General features: G+C 70.5%; 17 protein-coding genes and 1 pseudogene. 8 read left to right on the top strand and 10 right to left on the bottom strand.

What is annotated here, in order from left to right; all coding sequences use genetic code 11:
• Positions 1-59 precede the first annotated feature (59 nt).
• Both hemA and ACH4J0_RS11060 read left to right on the top strand, forming a co-directional pair.
• Complete coding sequence (hemA, locus tag ACH4J0_RS11065) at positions 60-1,274, top strand: 5-aminolevulinate synthase (RefSeq protein WP_396238545.1); 1,215 nt, start codon at positions 60-62, stop codon at positions 1,272-1,274.
• An 82-nt stretch (positions 1,275-1,356) separates the two neighbouring features.
• Positions 1,357-2,898, top strand: coding sequence for a long-chain fatty acid--CoA ligase (locus ACH4J0_RS11060; protein ID WP_396238543.1), 1,542 nt, complete (start codon positions 1,357-1,359; stop codon positions 2,896-2,898).
• Between the two features lie 213 nt (positions 2,899-3,111).
• Here ACH4J0_RS11060 and ACH4J0_RS11055 read toward each other — a convergent pair whose 3' ends face one another.
• The 10 genes and pseudogenes from ACH4J0_RS11055 to galT form a co-directional block, all read right to left on the bottom strand.
• Positions 3,112-3,243, bottom strand: a complete 132-nt coding sequence (locus ACH4J0_RS11055; protein ID WP_396238541.1) for a hypothetical protein — start codon at positions 3,241-3,243, stop codon at positions 3,112-3,114.
• A gap of 327 nt (positions 3,244-3,570) precedes the next feature.
• Entirely contained in the window at positions 3,571-4,425 is an 855-nt protein-coding gene (locus tag ACH4J0_RS11050) for a transposase (protein ID WP_396238539.1), read from the bottom strand.
• A gap of 156 nt (positions 4,426-4,581) precedes the next feature.
• Positions 4,582-5,724, bottom strand: coding sequence for an ABC transporter substrate-binding protein (locus ACH4J0_RS11045; RefSeq protein WP_396238537.1), 1,143 nt, complete (start codon positions 5,722-5,724; stop codon positions 4,582-4,584).
• Positions 5,721-8,342 carry a SpoIIE family protein phosphatase gene (locus tag ACH4J0_RS11040; RefSeq protein ID WP_396238535.1) on the bottom strand — a complete coding sequence of 874 codons (2,622 nt, stop codon included), beginning with the start codon at positions 8,340-8,342 and terminating at the stop codon, positions 5,721-5,723. The genes ACH4J0_RS11045 and ACH4J0_RS11040 overlap by 4 nt, the downstream gene beginning before the upstream one ends.
• Positions 8,343-8,819: 477 nt before the next feature.
• Positions 8,820-9,956 carry a PP2C family protein-serine/threonine phosphatase gene (locus tag ACH4J0_RS11035; RefSeq protein WP_396238532.1) on the bottom strand — a complete coding sequence of 379 codons (1,137 nt, stop codon included), beginning with the start codon at positions 9,954-9,956 and terminating at the stop codon, positions 8,820-8,822.
• Between the two features lie 277 nt (positions 9,957-10,233).
• Positions 10,234-10,515, bottom strand: a complete 282-nt coding sequence (locus tag ACH4J0_RS11030) for a hypothetical protein (RefSeq protein ID WP_396238530.1) — start codon at positions 10,513-10,515, stop codon at positions 10,234-10,236.
• Positions 10,516-10,910: 395 nt separating this feature from the next.
• Positions 10,911-11,300, bottom strand: a pseudogene (locus tag ACH4J0_RS11025) (DUF6114 domain-containing protein); the annotation flags it as partial.
• A gap of 107 nt (positions 11,301-11,407) precedes the next feature.
• Positions 11,408-11,947 carry a DUF6230 family protein gene (locus tag ACH4J0_RS11020; RefSeq protein ID WP_396238528.1) on the bottom strand — a complete coding sequence of 180 codons (540 nt, stop codon included), beginning with the start codon at positions 11,945-11,947 and terminating at the stop codon, positions 11,408-11,410.
• A complete protein-coding gene (locus ACH4J0_RS11015; RefSeq protein WP_396238526.1) occupies positions 11,895-13,322 on the bottom strand; it encodes a galactokinase in 1,428 nt (475 codons plus the stop codon). Before ACH4J0_RS11015 ends, ACH4J0_RS11020 begins: the two co-directional genes overlap by 53 nt.
• Positions 13,319-14,422 (bottom strand): galactose-1-phosphate uridylyltransferase, encoded by a 1,104-nt coding sequence (galT, locus tag ACH4J0_RS11010; protein WP_396238524.1) that lies wholly within the window; start codon positions 14,420-14,422, stop codon positions 13,319-13,321. The genes ACH4J0_RS11015 and galT overlap by 4 nt, the downstream gene beginning before the upstream one ends.
• Before the next feature lie 586 nt (positions 14,423-15,008).
• Between galT and ACH4J0_RS11005 the strand changes: the two genes are divergently transcribed.
• Genes ACH4J0_RS11005 through ACH4J0_RS10980 form a run of 6 tightly spaced genes read left to right on the top strand, consistent with a single transcriptional unit; the run spans position 15,009 to position 23,388 of the window.
• The gene (locus ACH4J0_RS11005; protein ID WP_396238522.1) at positions 15,009-16,250 is read left to right on the top strand and encodes an ABC transporter substrate-binding protein; all 1,242 of its coding nucleotides are present in this window, start codon (positions 15,009-15,011) and stop codon (positions 16,248-16,250) included.
• Positions 16,247-17,197 (top strand): carbohydrate ABC transporter permease, encoded by a 951-nt coding sequence (locus ACH4J0_RS11000; protein ID WP_396238520.1) that lies wholly within the window; start codon positions 16,247-16,249, stop codon positions 17,195-17,197. The genes ACH4J0_RS11005 and ACH4J0_RS11000 overlap by 4 nt, the downstream gene beginning before the upstream one ends.
• On the top strand, positions 17,197-18,042 hold the full coding sequence (locus tag ACH4J0_RS10995; protein ID WP_396238518.1) for a carbohydrate ABC transporter permease: 846 nt from the start codon (positions 17,197-17,199) through the stop codon (positions 18,040-18,042). The genes ACH4J0_RS11000 and ACH4J0_RS10995 overlap by 1 nt, the downstream gene beginning before the upstream one ends.
• 41 nt (positions 18,043-18,083) lie before the next feature.
• Entirely contained in the window at positions 18,084-19,886 is a 1,803-nt protein-coding gene (locus tag ACH4J0_RS10990; protein ID WP_396238516.1) for a glycoside hydrolase family 36 protein, read from the top strand.
• 39 nt (positions 19,887-19,925) lie between these two features.
• On the top strand, positions 19,926-20,954 hold the full coding sequence (locus ACH4J0_RS10985) for a LacI family DNA-binding transcriptional regulator (protein ID WP_396238514.1): 1,029 nt from the start codon (positions 19,926-19,928) through the stop codon (positions 20,952-20,954).
• A gap of 43 nt (positions 20,955-20,997) precedes the next feature.
• Positions 20,998-23,388, top strand: a complete 2,391-nt coding sequence (locus ACH4J0_RS10980) for an RICIN domain-containing protein (protein ID WP_396238512.1) — start codon at positions 20,998-21,000, stop codon at positions 23,386-23,388.
• Positions 23,389-23,420 lie beyond the last annotated feature (32 nt).

Below are 23,420 nucleotides of genomic sequence, written 5' to 3'. Positions count from 1 at the left end.
TTCGATCGACAGCCTCATGATCGATATGACAGCGGCTTCTTTAGAGAGCGAGTGGCTTAATGACCGCACACCTGGATTTCTTCACTCATGAGATGAAGGAATTCGCCGACCACAGTCGTCAGTTCCTGGCGGTCGGTCGGCGTGCCGGACGGTTCCCGAGTGCCACTGCCCGGGAGGGGCAGGCAGGCGCCGAGCTGGAGATCAGCGTCTGGTGCAGCAACGACTACCTCGGCATGGGGCAGAACCCGGCCGTGCTGACCGCCATGAAGGAGGCCGTCGACGCGTTCGGCGCCGGCTCCGGCGGCTCCCGCAACATCGGTGGCACCAACTACTACCACGTCCTGCTGGAGCAGGAGCTCGCCGCGCTGCACGGCAAGGAGGCGGCGCTGCTGTTCAGTTCGGGCTACACCGCCAACGACGCCGCGCTGTCAGTGCTGGCGGGCCGGATGCCCGGCACCGTGGTCTACTCAGACCAGCTGAACCACGCATCGATCATCGACGGGCTGCGGCACAGCGGTTGCGAGAAGCGGATCTTCCGGCACAACGATGTCGCGCACCTCGAGGAGCTGATCCGCGCCGACGGCGACCGCCCGAAGCTGATCGTCCTGGAGTCGGTGTACTCGATGTCCGGTGACATCGCGCCGCTCGCCGAGATAGCCGCCGTCGCCGAGAATTACGGCGCCACCACGTACATCGACGAGGTGCACGCGGTCGGCATGTACGGCCCGCGCGGTGCCGGGATCGCCGCCCGGGACGGCATCGCCGACGAATTCACCGTCGTGATGGGCACCCTGGCGAAGGGCTTCGGCACCGCCGGCGGCTACATCGCCGGGCCCGCCGCGATGGTGGACGCGGTGCGCAGCTTCGCCCGCGGCTTCATCTTCACCACCTCGCTGCCGCCGGCCATCGCCGCCGGCGCACTCGCGGCGGTCCGCCACCTCGTCGCCTCCGACGAGGAGCGCGAGCGGCTGCGGAACAACGCGCAGCTGCTGCACCGGCTGCTCGACGAGCAGCGCATCCCGTTCGTCTCGCCGATGTCGCACATCGTCTCGGCGTTCGTCGGCGAGGACGCCACCTGCCGTCAGGCGTCGGCGCTGCTGCTGGACCGGTACGGCATCTATGTGCAATCCATCAACGCCCCCAGCGTGCTGGAGGGCGAGGAGATTCTGCGCGTCGCGCCGTCCGCGACGCACACCACGGCCGATGTCGAGATGTTCGCGGAGGCGCTGGACGCCATCTGGCAGGAGCTCGACATCCCGCGCACACAGGCGTGAGGCGGGGACGGCGGTCGGGGGCCCTGGCGCGCCCGGCCGCCGTCGTCGCTGATTTCGACCGCAATCGATCAGCGGAGGTTTGGTGACTCTCTCGGTAGCAGCCGTTCTCGCCGAGTCGGCGGTACGACGTCCGGACCACCCGGCGATCGAGTTCGCCGGAGCTCGCCTGACGTACCGTGAACTATGGTTCCGTGCGCGGCAGTACGCCACGGTGTTGGACGAACGGGGTACTCGCCCCGGTGACCGGGTGGCGCTGCTGCTGCCGAACGGCCTGGAGTTCCCGGCGGCCTACTTCGCCGTGCTGGCGCTCGGCGCGGTCGTGGTGCCGATGCACGCGCTGCTCAAGGCGACCGAGATCGAGTACGTGCTGCGCGACAGCGGGGCCCACGTGCTGATCTGCGCCGGGTCGTTGCTCGCCGAGGGGTGCAAGGGCGCGGAGATCGCCGAGGTGCCGCTGCTCGCGGTGCGGGCCGACCCGGAGTGCGAAGCGCCGCGGCTGGACGTGCTCGCCGAGCACGCCGAACCGATCGCCGCCTACCGGCCGTGCGCGCCCGACGACCTCGCGGTGATCCTCTACACCTCCGGCACCACGGGTCGGCCCAAGGGCGCGATGCTGACCCAGCTGAGCATCACCATGAACGTCACCGTCGGGATGCTCTCCCCGTTCGACTTCCGGGCCGAGGACGTGCTGTTCGGTTGCCTGCCGCTGTTCCACACCTTCGGGCAGATCTGCGGCATGCTGACCTGCTTCCGGGCGGGCGCCACCATGGTGCTGACGGACCGCTTCGACGCCGCGGGCGCGCTCGACCTCATGGTCGCGCACAGGTGCACGGTGTTCATGGGCGTCCCGACGATGTACCTGGCGCTGCTCGACGCGGCCGCCGCCACCCCGCTCCGCCCGCCCCTGGACCGCGCGTTCTCCGGCGGCTCGGCGCTGCCGGTCAAGGTGCTGGAGGAGTTCCAGGCCACCTTCGGCTGCACGATCTACGAGGGGTACGGGCTGACCGAGACCTCACCGGTGGTCGCGTACAACCAGCGGGCCTGGCCGTGCAAGCCGGGCACCGTGGGCCGCCCGATCTGGGGCGTCGAGGTGGAGATCGCCAGGGCCAACTTGGAGGGCCGGATCGAGCTGCTGCGGACGGGCGAGGTCGGCGAGATCGTCATCCGGGGCCACAATGTGATGGCCGGCTACCTGGGCCGGCCCGAGGCGACCTCCGAGGTGCTGGTGGACGGCTGGTTCCGCTCGGGCGACCTCGGGGTGAAGGACGCGGACGGCTATCTGTCGATCATCGACCGCAAGAAGGACCTGGTGCTTCGCGGCGGGTACAACGTGTACCCGCGCGAGCTCGAGGAAATGCTGGTGCACCACCCGGCGATCGCGCAGGTCGCGGTCATCGGCGTCCCGCACGAGCGGCACGGCGAGGAGGTGTGCGCGGTGGTGATCCCGCGCGCGGACCGGACGCCGGACAAGGCGCTCGGCGCGGAGATCGTCGCCTGGAGCCGAGAGCGGATGGCCGCGTACAAGTACCCGCGCCTGGTGGAGTTCGTCGACGCGTTCCCGCTCGGCCCCAGCGGCAAGGTGCTCAAGCGGGAGTTGGCGCAGTGGTTCGGCGCCGAGCGCTGAATCAGACCGCCAGCAGCCCGCGGAACCTGTCAAGGCGATCAAGGCAGGTGATGTTGCGCCTAATTCTGGGTCTGAAATTCCTTCTCCGCCAGTTCGCGGTCGGCGCCGCTCTGTGCGGTTCAGGGCATATGGGAACGCTACAAAGCAGTCCCGCGCGCTTTTCTCACGTCGCGTGAGGAGCTCGACTTTCGACGTTCTGACAGGTCTGGTTGATCACGCGGCGGCGTCGAGGCTGGCTGCGGACCATGCCTGCTGGACGGCGCGGATTTCCTGATCGGTCGGCTGGCCTGGGCAGGTGGGAAGAAATCGGGCGGCGATGATGACCCGGCGGAGCTTGGCGGCCATGTCCGAGACGGGCGGGTCGGTCTTGGTGGTGTACCAGGGGACGCGCGCGCGGCGGTCGGCGGCGTCGCTCGGCTGGTGGCCGTGCAGCGCGTACCAGGCGACGGTGATCGTGTAGCAGTACAGGCCGAACGGGACAGTGCGCTCGACTGAGAGGCGGGTGCGGTTGTGGGCCTGGCCAGCCCCGAGCAGGTCGCGGGCCTCGGCGAAGGTGACCTCGGTCGACCAGCGCCACGCGAACGGGTGATCAGCGCCGGGGCGGGCGTGGTCAGGTCGGTGGTGACCAGCGCGAGGTCGTAGCCGGTGGCGGTGCCGTCGTCGCGCAGAGGATCACGCGGACGGTACGGGTGTGGAAGGAGCCGTACCAAAGGCAGGCGGTCTCGGCCAGGAGAACCGTGTCGGTGCGCTGGTATCGGGTGACCTCGAAGGCGGCGAAGTCGCAAGTGACGGCCAAGTCCCTCGGCGTGCCCAGGCGGGCGCCCTTGAGCGCGGGGCGGCCGCGTTTGCCGGTGCGCGGTGGGGCGAGGCCGTAGAGCACCGCGGACGCGGGCAGGCGGGTGGTGAGGTGCAGGTCGCGGGAAGGTCGCGCAGCGCCTTGCCGTGATAGGCGGCGTCCGCGACGACGTGGATGCGCCGCCCGTGGTGGCAGGCGGCGAGGAGGCGGAGCATGGAGGCGGCCAGGTCGACCTTGCTTTCCTGCCTCGGGCGCCACAGTCGGGCCATCACCGGCAGGCACACCGGCCGGGCCAGGAAAGGCAGTTCGACGACCAGGCCCACCACGACGAAGCAGGTCCCGCGTCCGACGGGCTTGGGGCCCTTGGCCGCGCCGTCGTGCTGCCAGGCCGCGCCGAACACCTTCTTTCCGCGTCGCTTGAACAGCGTGTCGTCCACCGCCACCGTCAGCACCGTACCCTCGGGCAGCAGGCGCCGCACGATCAGGTGAGACAGGGACACACCCAGGATGTCCGGATTCCAGCGGGCGCGGGAGAAGAAGGTATGGGCACGGTCGTGGGACCAGGTGCGCGTCAACCCCGCGCCGGCGAGCATCCCGGTGACCGTGCACCGCCCAGTCTGCGCGATCAGCCCTGTGACCAGGGCGGCAAAGGTGCGGAACGTCGGCACGGTGAAATGCCCCGCACCAACTGCAACACGGCGAGCAACGAAGCGGGTACGGCCGGCCCACATCGAACGCGCCGCCACCCACGCCGAGCGCTGGTCCGACCACGCGCCCGTCACCGTGGCGTATGACCACGACTTCTGACAGGAACCTACGAGGGGCCTCGGCCGCCCCGAAGGGCGGGGCTGCCGTGAGTGCGCCGTCGGCCGGACACGCCCCCGGCGTCAGCCGTCCGCGACGGCCTTCGCCCAGCCCAGGGCGACCGTCTCCTTCGCCTTCTCCACCTGCGCATCCGTCGGGAACTCGGGCGTTCCCTCAACCGTCGGCAACTTGGCGGCGGCGGCCTCGTCGAGGGTGCCGTCCTTCTTCATGACGTCGAGCAGCACAGGGCGGGCGTAGCCTCTGAGCCGGAGGTTCTGGCCCTCGATGCCGAAGAGGTACTCCTGCCACAGGCGGGCGGCCGCCGGGTGCGGGGCGTCCTTGTTGATCGCCAGCGCGTAGTACTGGGCGAAGCTGCCGTCGAAGGGGATCGAGACCTGCCAGTTGACACCCTTGCTGCGGAGCTGATCGGTGTAGTTGAGGTTGACGAAGTCCCAGTTGATGCTGATGGGCGTCTGGCCGCTCGCGACCGTGACCGAGGTGGCACTGACCGGGTTGAGGTTGCCCACCTGCTTGAGCTTGGCGAAGAAGTCGAGGCCGGGCTGGATGTTGTCGAACGATCCGCCGCTCGCCAGGGCCGCCGCGTACACGCTGGCGAATCCGGTCTCGGAGCGGGTGGGGTCGCCCTCAAGCGCGACCTTGCCCTGGTAAGCGGGTTTCAGCAGATCGGCGAAGGTCTGGGGACAGACCTCGACACGGTTCGCGTCGCAGCCGATGGAGATGTAACCCCCGTAGTTGTTGGACCAACGGGCGTGCGGGTCCTTCTGGTTGCTCGGGATCGAGCTGTACGCGGCGACCTTGTACGGCGCGAGCAGGTTCTGCGGGCCTGCTGCCCGGGCGAACGTGTCCCCCACGTCGATGACGTCGGGGGCGCTCTGCCGTGTCCCGTTTTTCTTGATGGCGTCGATCTCGTCCTGGCTGTGACCCAGGGGGTCGTCGACCGTGACCGTGATCCCGTACTTCTTCTCGAAGCCGTCGATCAGGCCGCCGTAGTCGGCCCAGTCGCGGGGGATCGCGATGGCTCTGAGCGCGCCCTCCTTCTTCGCCGCGGCGGTCAGTGCGTCCATGCCACCCACGTCCTTCGCGGAGGTGGCCACCGACGGGTCTTTGGGTGCGGCGGGCGGTGTGCGGCCGCACGCGCCCAGGCCCATGGCCAGGAGGATCAGGCAGCCGCAGACGGTCGCCGCTCGGGCACGGGATGCGGTCACGATGACTCCAGACGTCCTTCGGTGGTCACGAGCGTGGTCTCGCCGGGACCTTCCACTGCCGGGGTGGCGCTCTCATGGAGCTGCTGTTCGGCCCAGATGACTTTGCCGTTGGGGGTGTAGCGGGTGCCCCAGCGCTCGGAGAGCTGGGCGACCAGGAACAACCCCCGCCCGCCCTCGTCGGTGCTGACCGCGGACCGCAGGTGCGGGGAGGTGCTGCTGCCGTCGGAGACCTCGCAGATGAGTGCGCGGTCACGGAGCAGCCGGAGCTGGATGGGACCGACGGCGTACCGGATGGCGTTGGTGACCAGCTCGCTGACGATCAGCTCGGTGGCGAAGGCCATCTCGTCCAGCCCCCACCCGGTGAGCCTTTCCGCGACGTCGGCCCGGACCCGAGCGACGGCGGCCGGGTCTGCCGGGACGTGCCAGGTGGCGACCCGGCCGGCCGGCAGCGCCTTGGTCCGGGCGACCAACAGGGCGATGTCGTCGGTCGGGTTGGCCGGCAGCAGGGCGTTCAGCACCGCCTCGCAGGTGTCGTCGGGGCTGCGGTCGCCCTGGCCGAGGGTGGTGCGCAGCAGTTCGAGGCCGACGTCGATGTCCCGGGAGCGGTCCTCGACCAGCCCGTCGGTGTAGAGGACCAGCCGGGTGCCCTCCCGCAGCTGTAGTTCGGCGTTCTCGAACGGCAGGTCGACCAGCCCGAGCGGCGGCCCGGCGGGCAACTCGGGGAACTCCACCGAGCCGTCCGGGTGGACCAGGGCCGGCAGCAGGTGCCCGGCCCGGGCCATGGCGCAGCGCAGGGTGACCGGGTCGTAGATGGCGTACAGGCAGGTAGCGCCGGTGATGGCGTCGCTGTCCCTGGCCGCCCGGTCCTGGTCGATCTGGTTGACCAGGTCGTCCAGGTGGCCGAGCAGCTCGTCCGGGGGCAGGTCGAGGGAGGAGAAGTTGTGCACGGCGGTGCGCAGCTGGCCCATGGTGGCGGCGGCGTGCAGGCCGTGGCCGACCACGTCGCCCACCACCAGGGCGACCCTGGCTCCGGGCAGCGGAATCACGTCGAACCAGTCGCCGCCCACGCCGGCCTCGGCGGGCAGGTAGCGGTAGGCGACGTCCAGGGCGCTCTGCTCGGGCAGTCCGCCGGGTAGCAGGCTGTGCTGGAGGGTGACGGACATCCGGTGCTCGCGGGTGTAGCGGCGCGCATTGTCGATGCAGACGGCGGCCCGGGCGACCAGCTCCTCGGCCAGCGAGAGGTCGTCCTGGTCGAACGGCGCCGGTGAGGCCGCGCGCCAGAAGGCGGCCACGCCGAGGACCTGGCCTCGGGCGAGCAGCGGCACTCTCAGCACCGAGTGGATGCCGTGGTCGACCGCGGCACTGGTCGGATCCGCCTCGATCACGGACCGGCCGTGATGAAGGCTGCGGCCGAGCGGGGCGCTGGGATCGATCGGAATGGTCGCACCGACGGGATGGAACGGCGCGTCCGGGTGGACGCCGCTCAGCCCGGCGCGCCGCAGTCGGAGGCTCCGGGTGCCGGTGGGCTCGTCGCCCTGCAGGACGGACTCCGCGAGGTCGACGGTGGCGTGGTCGGCGAAGTTCGGGACGGCCGCCTCGGCGAGTGCCTGGGCGGTGCGCACCACGTCGAGCGTGGTGCCGATCGTGCTGCTGGCTTCGTACAGCACCTTGAGGCGCTCGTTGGCCGCCTCGGCCTTGTCGGACAGGGCTCGCAGCTCGGTGGAGTCGCGCAGGGTCGCGACCCGCCCGGGCGGTCCCCCGTTGCGGTCGGTGGCCCGGATGTTCACCGAGAGCAGACGGTCGCCGGAGCCGACCACGCCGTCGGTGACCACTCGCCCCGAGGCCAGCAGCTCGGCGACCGGGTCGCCGAGGCCCAGCTCGGTGATCGGACGGCCCTCGCAGTCGACGGGCAGGCCGAGCATCCGGGAGGCCTCGTCGTTGGCCAGCAGCAGGCGGCCGTCCTCGCCGAGGATCAGCACGCCCTCCCGGACGGCGTGCAACACGGCGTCGTGGTGCTCGTACATCCTGGTCATCTCGGCTGGGCCCAGGCCATGGGTCTGCCGCTGCAGCCGGCGGCTCACCAGGCTCGTCCCGCCCGCACCGATGGCAAGAGCCACCGCGGCACCGCCGAACAGGACCGGAAGCTGCTGGTTCACCCTCTGCTGCACCTTCCCGACCGTGACCGGGGAGGAGACGATGGCGACGACGGAGCCGTCGGCGGCCTTGACGGGTACCGCCGAGATCACGGAGAGGCCCAGCGATCCGTGGAAGGTGCTGGTGAAGGGCTTGCCGGTCGCCGCCTCCGCGTAGGGACCGATGACGTGCTTCCCGATCTGGTTCGGGTCGCTGTGGGTGAGCGTGATCCCGTCCAACCGGTAGACGATGATGGCATCCACGCCGGCGGCCTTCCGGGCCGCCTCGGCGTACGGCTGCAGGGCTGCGGTCGGGTCGGGGCCGCTCAGTGCCGTCAGGATCCCCGGAGAGTTCGCGAACGCCTGCGCCGCGGCGAGCGTCCGGCTCTGGGCATCCGCCGTGGCGTCGCGCCGGGCCCCGACCACGAGAGCCCCCAGCGCGGCGACGACGATCAGCAGCATCGCCGCCAGCTGCAGGAGGAACACCGGGCCGGCGAGGCTGTGCAGGCTCAGCAGGCCCTTGAACAGCCGCCTGGGCCTTCCCGCATGCGGCCGACCGTGTTCTTGGCGCCCTTGCCCGCTGCGCCTCGGACGAGCAAGCCGCCCGGGCACATCAGGACTTCGCTGCAAGTCGACCAAGCCAGGCCCAGCCTTGTTCCGGAACAACGGGGGACAAATCCCATTGTCGACGCCAAACGGACCGAGTTCGACCGTCGGCCTGCGTTCCGAACGGATCAGCGGTGGGTCGGCGCGGGTGAGAGGGCGGGTCGGCGCAGGTGAGAGGGCGGGTGCCGACCGGCGGGGCACCCCATGGCGCGGGCCCGACCCGAAGGGCCCGACCAGCAGACCCTCGACCTCGACCTCGACCTCGAACTCGAACCCGACGCCGGCCACCGGCGGAACGCACGGACGTCGGGTGACCGAACGGGGGTTGTCCTGGTCGTCGTGTGCCGACTCCGGTCGTCAGGCGACACCCGAACCGGATGGACGAGGACCTTCGTGCTCCGGGTGTTCGCGCAGGCGTACGGCGAGGACCGCGATGTCGTCGTCGAGTCCTCCGTTGCTGTGGTCGAGGAGGTCCCGGTGAAGCCTGTCGAGAAGCTCTCGGGGCCCGGCCGGGGTCTGCCGCCGCATCCAGTCCGGCAGCGGGAAGAACTCGCCGGTGCGGTTGCGGGTCTCGATCACACCGTCCGTGTAGAGAAGCAGCAGGTCGCCAGGGGTGAAACGGACGGATTCGACGCTGTAGTCTCCGCCGATCAGCTCCGCGAGGTTGAGAAGCGGCGAGGGAGCCGTGGGCTGCACGATGCCCAGCTGCCCGGCGTGCAGGAGCAGCGGTGGGGGATGCCCGCAGTTGAGAAGTCCGATGCGGCCGTCGTTGTCCGGGATCTCGGCGAGAATGGCGGTGGCGAAGCTCTCCGACGGGTCCTGAGTGGCGAACGCAACGCTGTGTCGAGTGCTGCTGGTCTCCAGGCGCCGGGCGACGTCGCGCAGGTCCGGCTCGTCGTAGGCGGCCTCCCTGAAGGAGTTGACCACCGCCGCAGCCGCCCCTACCGCCGCCAGGCCCTTGCCTCGCACATCGCCGATGAGCAGTCGAACCCCGTACGGTGTGTCGACGGCTTCGTAGAAGTCGCCGCCGATGCGGGCCTGCGCCGCCGCCGCGAGATACAGCGACTCGATCTCGACGCGCCCGACGAAGCGCGGCAAAGGGCGCATGACCACTTCCTGCGCCGCGTCGGCGACGAGTCTGACGTGGCCGAGGGTCTTCTCCCGCTGGAGCCGGATATGGCTCGCGTACGCGGCCGCAACGGTGACGGCGAAGATCGCCGCCACCGTGTACCACGTCCCCAGGTCCGGATAGACGAGGCTGAGGCCGATCATGATCAGAAGGCAGCACAGCCCCAGCAGGACGGTGGGAAGCACGGGCCACATGGACGCGGCCAGGGCCGGCGCGGCGGTCAGGATACGGCTGAAGGCGACTTGCCTGGGTGTGGCGAACGCCAGGCCCGCGACGACGACGGTCAGGATCAGCGGCGCCAGCAGAGCCGGCTCCCATCGGCCGTAGAGAGGGCGGCGCCACCGCAGTCGATCACTGATGATCACAATCCATATTTTATCGATCTCAATCACCACAACCAGTCGCCGACACCGCGGGAGCGGGCCTCCGGTCTTCGGGTCCGCCGGCAGCCAGCCCGCGGTCAGATCGACGGCGACGAGGTCGCCGCCGTCGGTGAGGACGGAGACGGATCCTGCGGTGTGGCCGGGGTGGGCATGATGCGCACCGCGAGGCCGAGGAACGCCCGGAGGGACGTGGGCCCGTCGCCCCCGGTGTGGGAAGTGTTCTCCCGCACCGGCGGCGGCGGTGTCCCGGCGGGCACGATCACACGCGAGCGGCGCCGGCACCGGCCTCCTCTTCGAGGGGGATGATGCGGCTCTCGGCCGTACCGATGAGCGGGGTCTCGGAGTACACGTCGAGTTGCCCGGTCATGGGCCCGATCCCGATCCGGTGCAGGGTGGTGATGCCGACGGTGCTGACCGTCGCACTGTGCCCGTTCAGATTGACCGACGGCACCAGCACGGAGAACGACGTCGATCCGCGGTCGACACTCGTCTCGATCGTCACGCTCACCACACGGCCGAGCGGGCTTTCGACCACGCTCACCTCCTTCCCCCGGAAGGTGTGGGACCTCGTCGAGTCGGCGTACTCGAAGGAGCTCAGGCCGCCCGGTCCGAGCGGCATCCAGACGACGTGGAGCGGGGCGTGGTGCCCGTGGGAGGAGTGGAACTAGTAGTAGTCCGGCTCGGGCACGGCTTCTCCGTCTCAGTTGGCGATCCCCCTGACGGCCCAGCCTCCGTCGCGTCCACCGCTGGCCCCCCACGGGCACGCACGTTTGGACCGAATGTGCGACACGGGCTTCGTCCGAAGGCAGTCAGGCGGCCGTAACGACCTGGACCCGATCGACTCCGCAACGTCGCGGCCGGGGCGACGCGTCCGGTCTTGACGTCAACCCCGCGCGATCCGCGTGGCACGGGCCCTCTCGCGGTTCACTCCGGAATATCCGGCTCCACCGGCCCACCGTTGTCCGGTGGTGCCCAGGCGCAGGCCAGCGAGCCGCCGATGAGCCCGGGCAGCAGGCCCAGGAAGAAGCCGCCGAAGTTGGCGACCGGCACGGAGAGCAGTGCGAGCAGAATCGCGGCGACCCCGGCGAAGATCCGCGCCTGCTGCTGGAGCCAGAGCGTGAGACCCAGCGTGATCAGCAGGCACCCGATGAGGAGTGAGCCCGCACCCGCAGTGGTGGAGAGCGCCAGGCCGAGACCGCCCAGACTGGGGTGGGCATAGGGGAAGGGGAAGTAGAGGATCGGCAGGCCGCCGCTGAACGTCAGCAGACCGGCCCAGAAGGGGCGGGTGCCGCGCCAGACGCGGAACTCCCGTCGGGCTGCGGCGATCGCCTCGCGCGGCGGGGACCACGAGGCCGTGGTTCTGTTCCACACGTGGCAACTCCCTGTGCGGTCAGTGGGATTGAGACGGGCTGTCGGGATACCGGGTCGGCGGGTCAGAAGCACTCGTCCCGGCCGTGCACCAGCGAAACGCCCAAACCGGGAACATCGAAGCTGCCGGCCGCTACCGCGACCGCGGCCACCCGCACGTCGGTCAGGCTGATCGAACTTGCCTGCTGAGCAGGGCTGTTGGGGTTGAAGAAGCGCGAGTCCCGATCGCCCTGGCTGATTTCGCCCTTGGTGAGCGCTCCGGCGGCGACCCCGATGTCGAGGTGATGGGCGCTCGACTGGTCGGCCGCCAAGTGCTTCGCGTCGATGAAGAAGCCCTTCACGGTGGCCGCTCGCTTGTCACCGGTGAGCCGCAGCGTGAACGTGCCGAGCACCGGGATCGGGAAGACGGCCGACTGGCAGAGCCCGTGGATCGTGGCGGACTCGAACCCCGTCACCATGACCGGCACCGGGTCGTGCTCGCGGGTGAAGTCCACTGTGCCGTACAGGCTGAAGCCTTCGCCGTGGAGCTCCTCGGCCGAGAGCTTGAACTCCTCACCGGAGATGAGGAAGGACGCGGCGAGCGCGTTCTGGGCCGCCCCGGTCACGAGGGCCGCGGTGGCCGCGAGAGACGGCAGCAGGATGACGGCGAAGCGCCTCCAGCGAGTCCTGCCGAAGCGTTGCGACATGCCGTCCCCCTCTGACATGGACCGTGACTCCCGTGCGCCCGGCCGGAAGCGGGTGCACGGGAGACCGCACCGCCGCCCGAGATCGAGAAGACCGAACACGGCCGATCATGCGGTGCAGGAAATGGCTCCGCAAACTATTCACGACCACATTGACGACCATGTCGCCGCACATCACTCCAGCGGCCCATCGGCCACGGTACCGGGGCCCGCCGATCAGTGGGGTGACCGGTGCCGGGCAGCCGGTGGGAAGAGTCGAACGGTGCGGATCCTTCTCGAAAAGGCGTCCATCCGCTGGCGCATCGACCTCGTCGTGACGACCCCGGGCCTCGCGGACAAGTGCGTCCAGGCCTACGTCGAGCGCGCCGCGACCCACGCCGAGCGCTGGTCCGACCACGCCCCGGTGACAGCCGTCGTCAACCTCGACCAACTCCATTGATATTTTGCGAAGTTTGGGCAACTGGCTTCGGCTGCTGCGGCCGTCGCGCGACCTGCCGGGAGCGATGACCGCTCCCCAGAAGCCGCCACCGGTCTGCCGGGCGCCGTGGGCACCGGCGGCGACGGCCGTGTCGACGGCGAGGTCGGTTTCGGGGCACGTCACCCGGTAGTGGTCACGCAGCGAGGTGTGCCCGGTCGTCAGCAGGGTCCCGAGGGCGGCCGGGTCCCCGGCCTCGAGCCGCGCGACGGCCTGCTCGACGCGCGCGTTCTCCTCGACCACGTGCCGCACCAGCGGGCGAAGGTGTGTGGGCAGGCGGTCCAGGGCGGGCCGGAGTGCGTCGAGTGGCAGGTCCCGCAGGGTGGGCAGGCCGAGCAGGGCGGCAGCCTGTTCGCACCCGGCGCGCAGCCGGGCGTAGGTGCCGCCGGCGAGATCGTGCTTGACCCCGGTGTCGATCACCAGCAGTCGCAGACCCGATCCGGCCAGGTCGAGATCGACCTGGCGGTAGGTCAGGTCGCGGGTGTCCAGGAAGAGCGCGTTGCCCTCGGTGCAGCACATGGAGGCCATCTGGTCCATCGCGCCACACGGGACGCGGGCCCACCCGTTCACCGCGCCCCGGGTGAGGTCGTCCACCCGCAATTCGACGACCGGGCCGCCGACCCGGGTGCTGGACAGCCGCAGCAGGCCGTCGTCGCGGCGGCGGACGGCGGCGCGCGTGGCCTGCGGGAGAGCGACGGGGAGGACGAATCCGCCGTTGTGGTCGGTGTGTTCGCCGATCAGATTGATGCGGCCGGGTACGGCCCACACACCGTCCGGCGCGGTTCCGTGGACGGCATGGAACGCGTGCAGGATGTCGGTCATGACGCCACCTGCCGCAGCCGCTCGGCCGCCGCCTCGGGCGTCACGTCGTTGACGAAGGCGTCCATGCCGGACTCGACGCCGGCCAGGAACTTGAGCTTTCCGGGGGCGCGGCGGACGGTGAAGAGTTCCAGATGAAGAGCCAACTCCTCGCCGCGAACGGTGGGCGCCTGGTGCCAGGCGGAGATGTACGGGGTCACGACGGCCTGGGCCAGCTGGCCCGGTTCGACGAAGATCCGGTCGAATCGTCGGAGCAACTCCAGGTAGATGTATGGGAATTCGACGCGCTCGGCCTCGTTCAGTGCAGTCAGGTCGGGTACGCGGCGGTGCGGGTGGAGGTGCACCTCGTAGGGCCACCGTGCGGCGAACGGGACGAACGCGGTCCAGTGCTCGCCGGCCAGCACCACCCGGACGCCGTCGGCGCGCTCGGCGGCCAGCAGGTCCTCGAAGAGGTTGCGGCCGGTCTCGGCCCGGTGCCGCTCGGCCTGCCCGATCATGAGCACGGTGCGCGGGGTGGTGAACGGGAAGGCGTAGATCTGCCCGTGCGGGTGCGCCAGCGTCACACCGATCTCGGCACCGCGGTTCTCGAAGCAGTACACCTGCTCCACGCCGGGCAGGGCCGACAGCTCCGCGGTCCGGTCCGTCCAGGCGTCGAGCACCAGGCGGGCCCGGGCCGGAGTGAGGTCGGCGAAGGACGCGTCGTGGTCGGCGGTGAAGCAGACCACCTCGCAGCGGCCGGCACCCGCCCGCTCCGCGCGCAGTGGGCCGCCGGAGCCGGTGCCGGGCGCGGCGGTGTCCAGGGCGAGCGACGGGAAGCGGTTCTCGAAGACCGCGACCTGGTAGTCGCTGTCGGGGATCTCGCTCAGCCTGCCGTCGCGGGAGGGGCACAACGGGCACTCGTCAGCCGGTGGGTGGTAGGTCCGTCCCTGACGGTGGGCCGCGATGGTCACCCACGCGCCGGTGGCGGGGTCCCGGCGGACGGTCGACAGGCCGGTGGCGGGCTCCAGAGGGCGCAGGTCGATGGAGTTCCGGACGGCGGAGTCGTCCTGGTCGAAGTAGATGATCTCGCGGCGGTCCGCCAGCTTGGCGGTCGTCTTGGTCACGGTTTGCCTCTCGGTACGGAGGCCTCGCGGGTCGAGCCAGTGTGCTCCAGACCCCACCGAGGCGGCAACAGAATCAAACATGATCCGTCGCAAGTCAACACGCCGGGTGGGCGCTCGATGCAGTGCGACCGGAGCGCCGACCCGGCGTCCGACTGCGACCGAACACCCTCACCGGCCATCGGGCGGCAAACCCAACTCGCCTGCTCGTGCGCCTGATAACCGGACGAGCGAGACGGGGGACGAGCATGGCCCGGCAGCTCCTTGCGTAACACTTTCGCTCTGTGTAGCGAAAACGACGTGAAAACCCTTGTTTGCATCTGATCGGATCGCTACATTCCTCCTCGGCCGCCTGGCCAGACCGGCGGCGCAGCGGCGCCCGGCTCCCCGGGGCCGCTGAAGCACACGCGTGACCCGTCGTTTCCCACTGCGGTCGCGCGCTTCGAGGGAGGAAGACCCGGGCATGGGTGGCAGAGTCGTGGGCGGGCCGAGTCGGCGCGGTTTCCTGAAGGGGCTGGGGGCCGCGGCGGTGGCCGCCGGCGGGGCTTCGGCCCTCGCCGCGTGCAGTGGTTCGGGCTCCGGAGGGGGCGTGACCGGGGGTTCCGGCGCCCCGTCCGGATCGATCACCGTGTGGAGCTGGAAGAATCCGGCCGCCGAACTCAAGGCCCTGGTCCCGGCGTTCAACGCCGTCTACCCGGACGTCAAGGTGACGGTGCAGGACATCGGCAACCCCGCGATCTGGGACAAGATCACCATCGCGATGGCGGCCGGCGGGCAGGGCCTGGGCGATGTGCTGCACATCGGCGTGGACTACCTGCCCAGCTACATCGAGAAGTTCCCGGGCGGGCTGGCCGATCTGTCGAAACTGGACGCCGGCAAGTACGCCAACGCCTTCGCGCCGGGCCTGTGGCAGACCGTCTCCCGGGGCGAAAAGGTCTACGCACTGCCGTGGGAGGCGAACGCCGCCGGCTTCTTCTACCGCGCCGACCTCTTCAAGACTGCGGGTGTGGACCCGACGACGCTGGCGACCTGGGACGACGTCATCGCCGCCGGGAAGAAGGTCAAGGACGCCACCGGTACCGCCCTGCTGGCCGTGGACCGGTCCGCCTCGCAGGCCGACTCCGCCAACCTGTTCCAGCTGCTGCTCCAGCTCCAGGGGGCCTTCTACTTCAACCTGGACGGGAAGATCACCCTCAATTCCCCCGAGGCGGTGCGCGCGCTCACCCTGATCAAGGAGATGAACGACGCGGGTCTGGTCCTCGACGCCCAGGGCTCGCCCGGTGCGCCGGGCTACGACGCCGCGGTGAAGGCCGGCAAGGTCGCGGTCTGCCCCAACCCGGCCTGGTACGGCGGCTACATGGAGACCTTCGCCACCGACCAGAACGGCGACTGGCAGCTGATGCTCCCGCCCGCCGTCACCGCCGGCGGCTCGCGCTCGGCGATCGTCAACTCCACCCACCTTGCGGTGTCCGGGAGCAGCAAGAACCAGCGGGCCGCGTTCGCGTTCGCGGAGTTCGCCCTGACCCGTCCCTCCTCCCAGGTGGAGATCTTCAAGGCGAAGGGCATCTTCCCGGCGCTTTTGGACGCGTACCAGGACCCGGCCTTCCACGCCGCCGACGCGTTCTTCGGTGGGCAGAAGTACGCCGAGGTCTTCGTCGACGAGCTGTCCAAGCCGTCGGTGGCGACCAACTACACCTCCGACTACGCCCGCGCCCTCAAGGCGATCGACGACGCCCAGACCAAGGTGCTGTTGCAGGGCGCGGATCCGGCCGCGGTGCTGAAGGCGGCCGCCGACCAGCTGGCCCAGCAGACCCGGCGGTCGCAGGCATGAGCACCACCTCGCTCGGTGCGTCGGCCCCGTCCCGGGCCGGCGCCGACGGCACCGGAGCGGCCACCGGGCCGCTGCGCGCTCGCCGCCGGTGGAGCGGCGCGCGTCTGGCGCCGTACCTGTTCGTGCTGCCCGCGCTCGCACTCTTCGCGGCGTTCCGGCTCTACCCGATCGGGTGGTCGTTCGTCCTCAGCCTGTACCACACGGACGGCATGGCACAGACCTGGGCCGGGCTCGACAACTACCAGCGCCTGGTCGACGATCCGCTGTTCTGGAAGGCGCTGGGCAACACCGCGCTGATCCTCGTCGTCCAGGTCCCCGTCATGCTGGCGCTCGCGCTCGGCCTGTCGGTCGCGCTCAACTCCGCGCTGCTGCGCTGGAAGCCGGTCTTCCGCCTCGGCTTCTTCCTGCCGGTGGTGACCGGCCTGGTCACCTACGGACTGCTGATGGGCGCGCTGCTCAACCAGGACTCCGGCGCCGTGAACTGGCTGCTGCAGCTGGTCGGCCTGCCCGAGGTGCACTGGCTCGGCGAGCCGTTCTGGGCCCGGATCTCCATCGTGCTCGCGCTGACCTGGCACTACACGGGCTACAACGCCGTCATCTACCTGGCCCGCCTCCAGGGGATCCCCGCCGAGCACTACGAGGCCGCCGCCGTCGACGGTGCCGGCCCGTGGCGCCGCTTCTGGCACGTGACTCTGCCCGGTCTGCGCCCCGCCCTGGTGCTGACCGTGGTGCTGTCCACCATCGGCACCCTGCAGCTGTTCGACGAACCGTTCATCATGACCGGCGGCGGCCCGGACAACGCGACCACCACCATCGGCGTGTACCTGTACCAGACCGGCTTCCGCTACTTCGACTTCGGCTACGCCTCGGCGATCGGCTACGCGCTGGTGCTGATCATCGCGGTGTTCGGCATCGTCCAGGTCAAGTTCGCCAAGGAGGAGGACTGATGGCCACCACCGGCCCCGCCCTGCGCGCGTCCCGGCGCGGCCAGGTGCTGCTGACCGGGGGCATGCTGGTGCTGCTCGCCTTCACGGTCGCACCGCTGTACTGGCTGGCTATCGCCGCCACCCACACCTCGCACGACATCTTCGGCCGACCGCCGCACCTTCTGCCCGGCGACGCGCTCGGGTCGAACCTGAGCCACCTCCAGGAGTCCGTGGGCTTCGGCCGGGTCGTCCTCAACTCCGTGCTGCTGTCCGTCGCCTACACGCTGCTCGGCGGCACCGTCTGTACCCTGGCTGGTTACGGCTTCGCCAAGTACCGCTTCCGCGGCCGGGGTTTCCTCTTCTCCGTGCTGCTGCTCGCCCTCGTGGTGCCCACCCAGCTGACCGTCGTCCCGCTGTTCAAGATGATGGTGAACCTGGACTGGCTCAACACCTGGCAGGCCGTGCTGCTGCCCAACCTCGCCCTGCCGTTCGGCATCTTCCTGATGCGCCAGTCCATGAAGGCCCTGCCGGACGAACTGCTCCAGGCCGGGCGGATCGACGGCTGCGGCGAGCTGGGACTGTTCTTCCGCATCGCGCTGCCGACCATGCGGCCGGCCCTCGCGGCGCTGGCGATGTTCCTCTTCCTGTTCCAGTGGAACGACTTCCTGTGGCCCCTGGTCGTACTGCGCGACCAGTCCGCGTACACCATCCCCGTCGCCCTGGCCGCGCTGACCGGCAGCATCGACGTCGACTACGGCCAGCTACTCACCGGCACCGCCGTCGCGGCCGTACCGATGGCCGTGCTCTTCCTCTTCCTCCAGAAGCACTTCGTCTCGGGGATGCTCGCCGGAGCCGTCAAGCAGTGACCCGCCCACCGTCCACCGACCCCACCCCAGAGAGGCCTTCCGTGGAGACCGGCACCCTCGACCTCGCCGCGCTGCCCACCTTCACCCCGGACCAGTGGGATCCGGGCCTGTGCGAACTCCAGCTCCACGGTGCACGGATCACCGTGCACGCCCCCGAGGGCACCGTCGAGCTGGCAGCGCGGCAGGACTCCGAAGCTGTCGTCACGGCCTCCGTCGCAGCGGAGGTGACGGTCCGCCTGGACGTGCCGCTCGGCGACGCGGCCGGCTTCTGGCACCCGAACGCCGGCTGGGAGCGCACGCTGCCGGCCGACTGGTCCCCCTGGCGCTCGGTCTCCCTGATCGACTCCGCCCCGGTCGGCTGCCTCTACGACACCGACGGCCGCGCTGTCCTCGGCTTCGCCACCGACCGCACCGAGCAGGTGACGGCCCTGCGGTTCGGCGTCTCCGAGGAGCACAAGCGCTTCGGCGTCTGGCTGCGCTTCCCGCTCGCCGCCGGCCAGAGCTGCCGGCTGCGGCTGGCCGCGCCCGGCGGCACGCTGGCGGCCGCACTGCGCGAGCTGCGCGACTGGTTCGCCGGTCTCCCGGCTGGGCAACCGCTTCCCACCCCGGCGTTCGGCCGCACCCCCGTCTACTCCACCTGGTACGCCTTCACCCAGGACGTCGACGCCGCCGGTGTCGAGCGCGAGGCGGCGCTCGCCGCCGAGCTCGGCTGCGGCCAGCTGTTCCTGGACGACGGCTGGCAGCTGCACGGCAACGGGCGCGGCTACGCGGGCTGCGGCGACTGGCGACCCGACCCGGACAAGTTCCCCGACCTGCGCGGCCACGTCGAGACCGTCCGCACCACGGGCCTGCGCTACACCGCCTGGATCGCCCCCCTGCTTCTCGGGGAACGCTCCGAGGCCCACCGGCGCTGGTCCCGCTTCGCCCCCCACCACAGCCGTGTCCTCGACTGCCACATCCTCGATCCCCGCCACGCCGAGGTCCGCGACCACGTCGTGCGCATCTGCCGTGAGGTGGTCGACACCCACGGCCTCGACGGGCTGAAGATCGACTTCCTGGACGAGGCCGCCGTCTACACCGGCACACCGACCCCCGACCACGCGGGCTTCGGCTTCGTGCCCGACGTGGGCCGGGCGATGGCGCTGCTGCTGGGCCGGCTGCGGGAGGAACTGCGCGGTCTGCGCGGCGACGGGTTCGTGATCGAGCTGCGCCAGCGCTACACCGGCCCGGCCATGACCGCCTACGGCAACCTGCTGCGCGCGAACGACTGCCCGGCCGACGCGCTGGCCAACCGTGTGCGGACCCTGGACATCGGCCTGATCGCACCGGGCGGCGCCGTCCACTCCGACATGCTGATGTGGGACCCGGACGCGACGCCCGAAGCCCTCGCCCGCCAGATCCACGGCGCCCTGCACGCCGTCCCGCAGATCTCCGCCCGGCTCTCCGAACTCCCGGCGCGGCACCGCGAGACCCTCGCCTTCTGGCTCACCACCTGGCAGCGCCTGAGCCCGGCCCTCACCGGCGGCCACTACGAACCCGGCCGCCCCGACGAGCTCTACCCGCAGGTGACGGCCCGCCACGGCGAGCAGGTGGTGGTCACCAGCTACACCGACCGGCCCGTCGTCCTGCCCACCGAACCATGGCGCACGCTCACCCTGATCAACGCCTCCACCAGCGGACGGCTCCTCCTGGACGTCTCCAGGCCACCCCGCCAGGTGCGACTGAGCGTGTACGACGCGGCGGGCCGACCGCAGCCGCCGACCGCTCTCGACCTCACGGCCGGCCTGCACTCCCTCGCTGTCCCGCCCGGCGGTCTGTGCCAGCTGGACGAGGACCCCGAATGACATAGTTACCGCCGAGCCGAGACGAGCAGAGAGCACGAGTTGGGGGCCGCAGTGGAGCACGAGAAGGTCGGGATCGCCGAGGTGGCCGAGCGCGCCGGAGTGAGCGTGGCGACCGTCAGCCGGGTCCTGAACCGCAAGACCGGCGTGTCACAGAAGACCCGCCAGGCGGTCGAGCGGGTGATGGAGGAGCTCGGATACGAGCGCGGCATCACCGGCGGCGGCATCATCGGGGTGATCACGCCCGGTCTGTCGATCCCGATCTTCGGTCTGCTGGCCGAGAAGATCGGCCTGGCCCTGGCCCCCCACGGCCTGCGCGCCGTCGTCTGCCCCGCCCTGCCCGGCGGCGTCCAGGAACGGGACTTCCTCAAGTCGCTGCTGGACCTCGGCGCCAGCGGCATCGTGTTCTGCTCGGCCAGCAACACGCTCGACACCGTCGACCCCGAGGTCGTGCAGCTGCTGGAGAGCCGGGCCGTCCCGTACGTGTGCATCAACGGCCGCTTCGAGGAAGGACGTTCGGTCGCGTACTCCACCGATGACGTGTACGCCGCCGAGCTCTCGGTGCGCCACTTGCACCGGCTCGGCCACCGTCGCATCGCCATGGCCGCCGGCCCGGTCGGCAACCGGCCCGCCGACCGGCGGGTCGAGGGCTACCGTGCCGCCATGGCGGCCCTCGGCCTGGGCGACAACGAGCTGATCGTCCGCCAGACCTACTCGGTGGAGGGCGGCCAGTTCGCCACTGAGCAGTTGCTCGACCGGGGTGCCACGGCCGTGATCGCCTGCAGCGACCAGATGGCCCTCGGGGCGATCCGCGCCGCCCGCCGTCAGGGCCTCGCCGTCCCCGAGGACGTCTCCGTGATCGGCTACGACGACGGCCCGCTGATGGAGTTCACCGACCCACCGCTCACCACCGTGCGCCAGCCCGTCGACCGGCTGGCCACCGAGGTCGCCCGCGGCCTGGTCGGCCTGCTGGCCGGGCGCCAGGTGCCGGTCGGCGAGTTGATGTTCCAACCCGAGGTCGTCGTGCGCGGCACGACCGGCCCCCACCACGACCGGCGGCCGCCCACCTGAGGCCGCCGGGGCTCCATCCCCCACAACGATGTCGGAGGACCCCTTGCCCCACCTCACGAGCCGCCGTGTCCACGCCCACCTGGGCCTGATATCGCTGGCCGCGAGCGCCCTCAGCCTCGCACCCGCCACCGCGGCCCACGCCGCGGCCAGCGCTCCCGTCGTCGCCGGAAGCAGCTACACCCTCGCCTCCGGCGCGTCCGGCCAGTGCCTGGGCGGGCAGTGGGCCGCCACCGCCGACCTGACGCCGGTCGTCCAGCAGCCGTGCCAGGGGCTGCTCAACCAGCGCTGGCAGCTCACCGCCAACGGCCACGGCGGCTACACCATCGCCGACCGCGCCGCACCCCACACCTGCCTGAACGTTCAGGGCGGCTCGACCACCTCCGGCACCCCGATCATCGAGTACGCCTGCAACGGCGGCGCCAACGAGCAGTTCGCTCTCACCACCGCGCCCGACGGCGCCACCATCATCCACCCGCAGAACGCCGCGCTCTGCCTCGACCTGCCGGGCGGCGCCACCACCCCCAACCTCCAGATCCAGCAGTACACCTGCAACGGCGGCGCCAACCAGGAATGGCTGCTCACTCGCGCTGACCCGCTGGTGTTCGCCAACCCCGGCTTCGAACAGGGCGGCATCGGCTGGACGTTCACCGCCCACGCCGGCACCGCCACCAACAACCCGCACAGCGGCTCCGGACTGGCCTACCTCGACGCCGGCACCGGGTACCGCGTCAGCCAGAGCATCACCGCGCCCCAGAGCGGCAGTTACGACGTCAGCGCCTGGATCGCCTCCGGCGCCGCCGGCGGCACGCTCACCGTCCAGGTCAACGGCACCACCGCCGGCTCGCTCACCGTCCCGGCCCAGTCGACCTACGCCCTGTACACCGTGCCGCACGTCCATGTGAACGCCGGTGACAGCATCACCCTGGTGATCGGCTCCTCCCCCAGCGGCTGGGTCAACGTCGACGACGTCACCGTCACCCCCTCCGCGCCCAACGACCCGCAGCTCAGCTCGTCCAACGCCACCGTCACCGCGCTGTTCAACTGGGCCAAGACCAAGGCGAACTCCTTCGCCACCCAGCCCGGCGTGACCGGCCCGATCAACGGTGATCCCAACAAGCAGGGCGTCTACTCCAACACCGTCTGGGCCGGCTACCCCTTCCGCCCCTACTACTACTCCCGCGACTTCGCCCACCAGTTGGTCGGCGCGCACCTGCTCGGCCTCGACGCCGCCAACAAGACCATGCTGCGCTCGTTCGCGGCCTCCGCCACCCCCGCCCAGGGCTACGACCCGTACTGGTCTGTCAACTTCGACGCCAAGACGCCCGGCGCGATCGACTACAACAGCCCGACCTCCTTCGTCCGCGAGCTCCCCGCCGCCTTCGAACTCGCCCAGAAGGTCAACGACGCCTACACCTGGACCGGCGACACCGACTACCTCAACGACCCGACCCTGTCCACGTTCGTCGCCAACACCGTCGGTCCGTACATCAACGGGCACACCGGCCCGATCGACAACGGCGGAACACCCGTCGCCCAGGCCACCAGCGGCGACATCTTCCAGGGCGTGGCAAGCTACAACGAGAACGGCGCCACCCTCGCCGAATCCGGCGACGCCATCGGCTCCCAGTACCAGGCCTACCTGGCCGCCGCCGCCCTCGCCAAGGCCAAGGGCGACGCCACCGGCGCCACCACGTACGCCAACAAGGCGGCGCGGCTGAAGAGTTACTACAACTCCACCTGGAGCGTCGACCCCGCCAACCCCGCCAACGTGGTGCGCGCCTACGACGTCAACGGCACCGCCTACACGGGCTGGGGCAAGGAGAACTCCTGGTTCATGCCGCTGAAGGGCATCATGGACCCCGGCGCCCGGCAGACCAACTACCTCACCTTCATCGACGCCCAGGCCTCCGGCCCCGGCGCCCCGGACAACCTCGAAGCCGACACCTACCTGCCCGACGTCTTCTTCGCCCACAACATGAGTGCCACGGGCTGGAAGTGGATGCAGTACGTCTACGGCAACGTCAACGCCTCGCACGGCAGCTTCCTCAACGCCGACTACCCCGAGATCTCCTACACGCTCCTCAGCCAGACCGTCCAGGGTCTGATGGGCGTCCAGCCCGACGCCGCCGGCCGGTCACTGACCACCACGTCCCAGCTCCCGGGTGACATCGGCTGGCTCCAGCTCGCCTCCATCCCGGTCGGCGGCAACACGGTGACCCTGCGCCACGACGGCGCCGCCACGTCCACGCTCACCAACACCTCCGCCACCGGAAGCCTCACCTGGACGGCCCGGTTCCCCGGCAACCACACCGGCATCACCGTGAACGGGACCACCCAGCCCGCCCGGACCACGACCGTCGACGGCACCACCTACACCTACGCCACCGTCACCGTCACCGCCGGCCGGACCGCAGTCGTCCAGGTCACCGGCTGATGTCCTTCCTCGACCCCTGACCCACGGCGGGG

The sequence above is a fragment of the Kitasatospora sp. NPDC017646 genome (assembly GCF_044329365.1).
Taxonomy (GTDB): domain Bacteria; phylum Actinomycetota; class Actinomycetes; order Streptomycetales; family Streptomycetaceae; genus Kitasatospora.
This window is presented reverse-complemented; position numbering and strand designations above follow the sequence as displayed.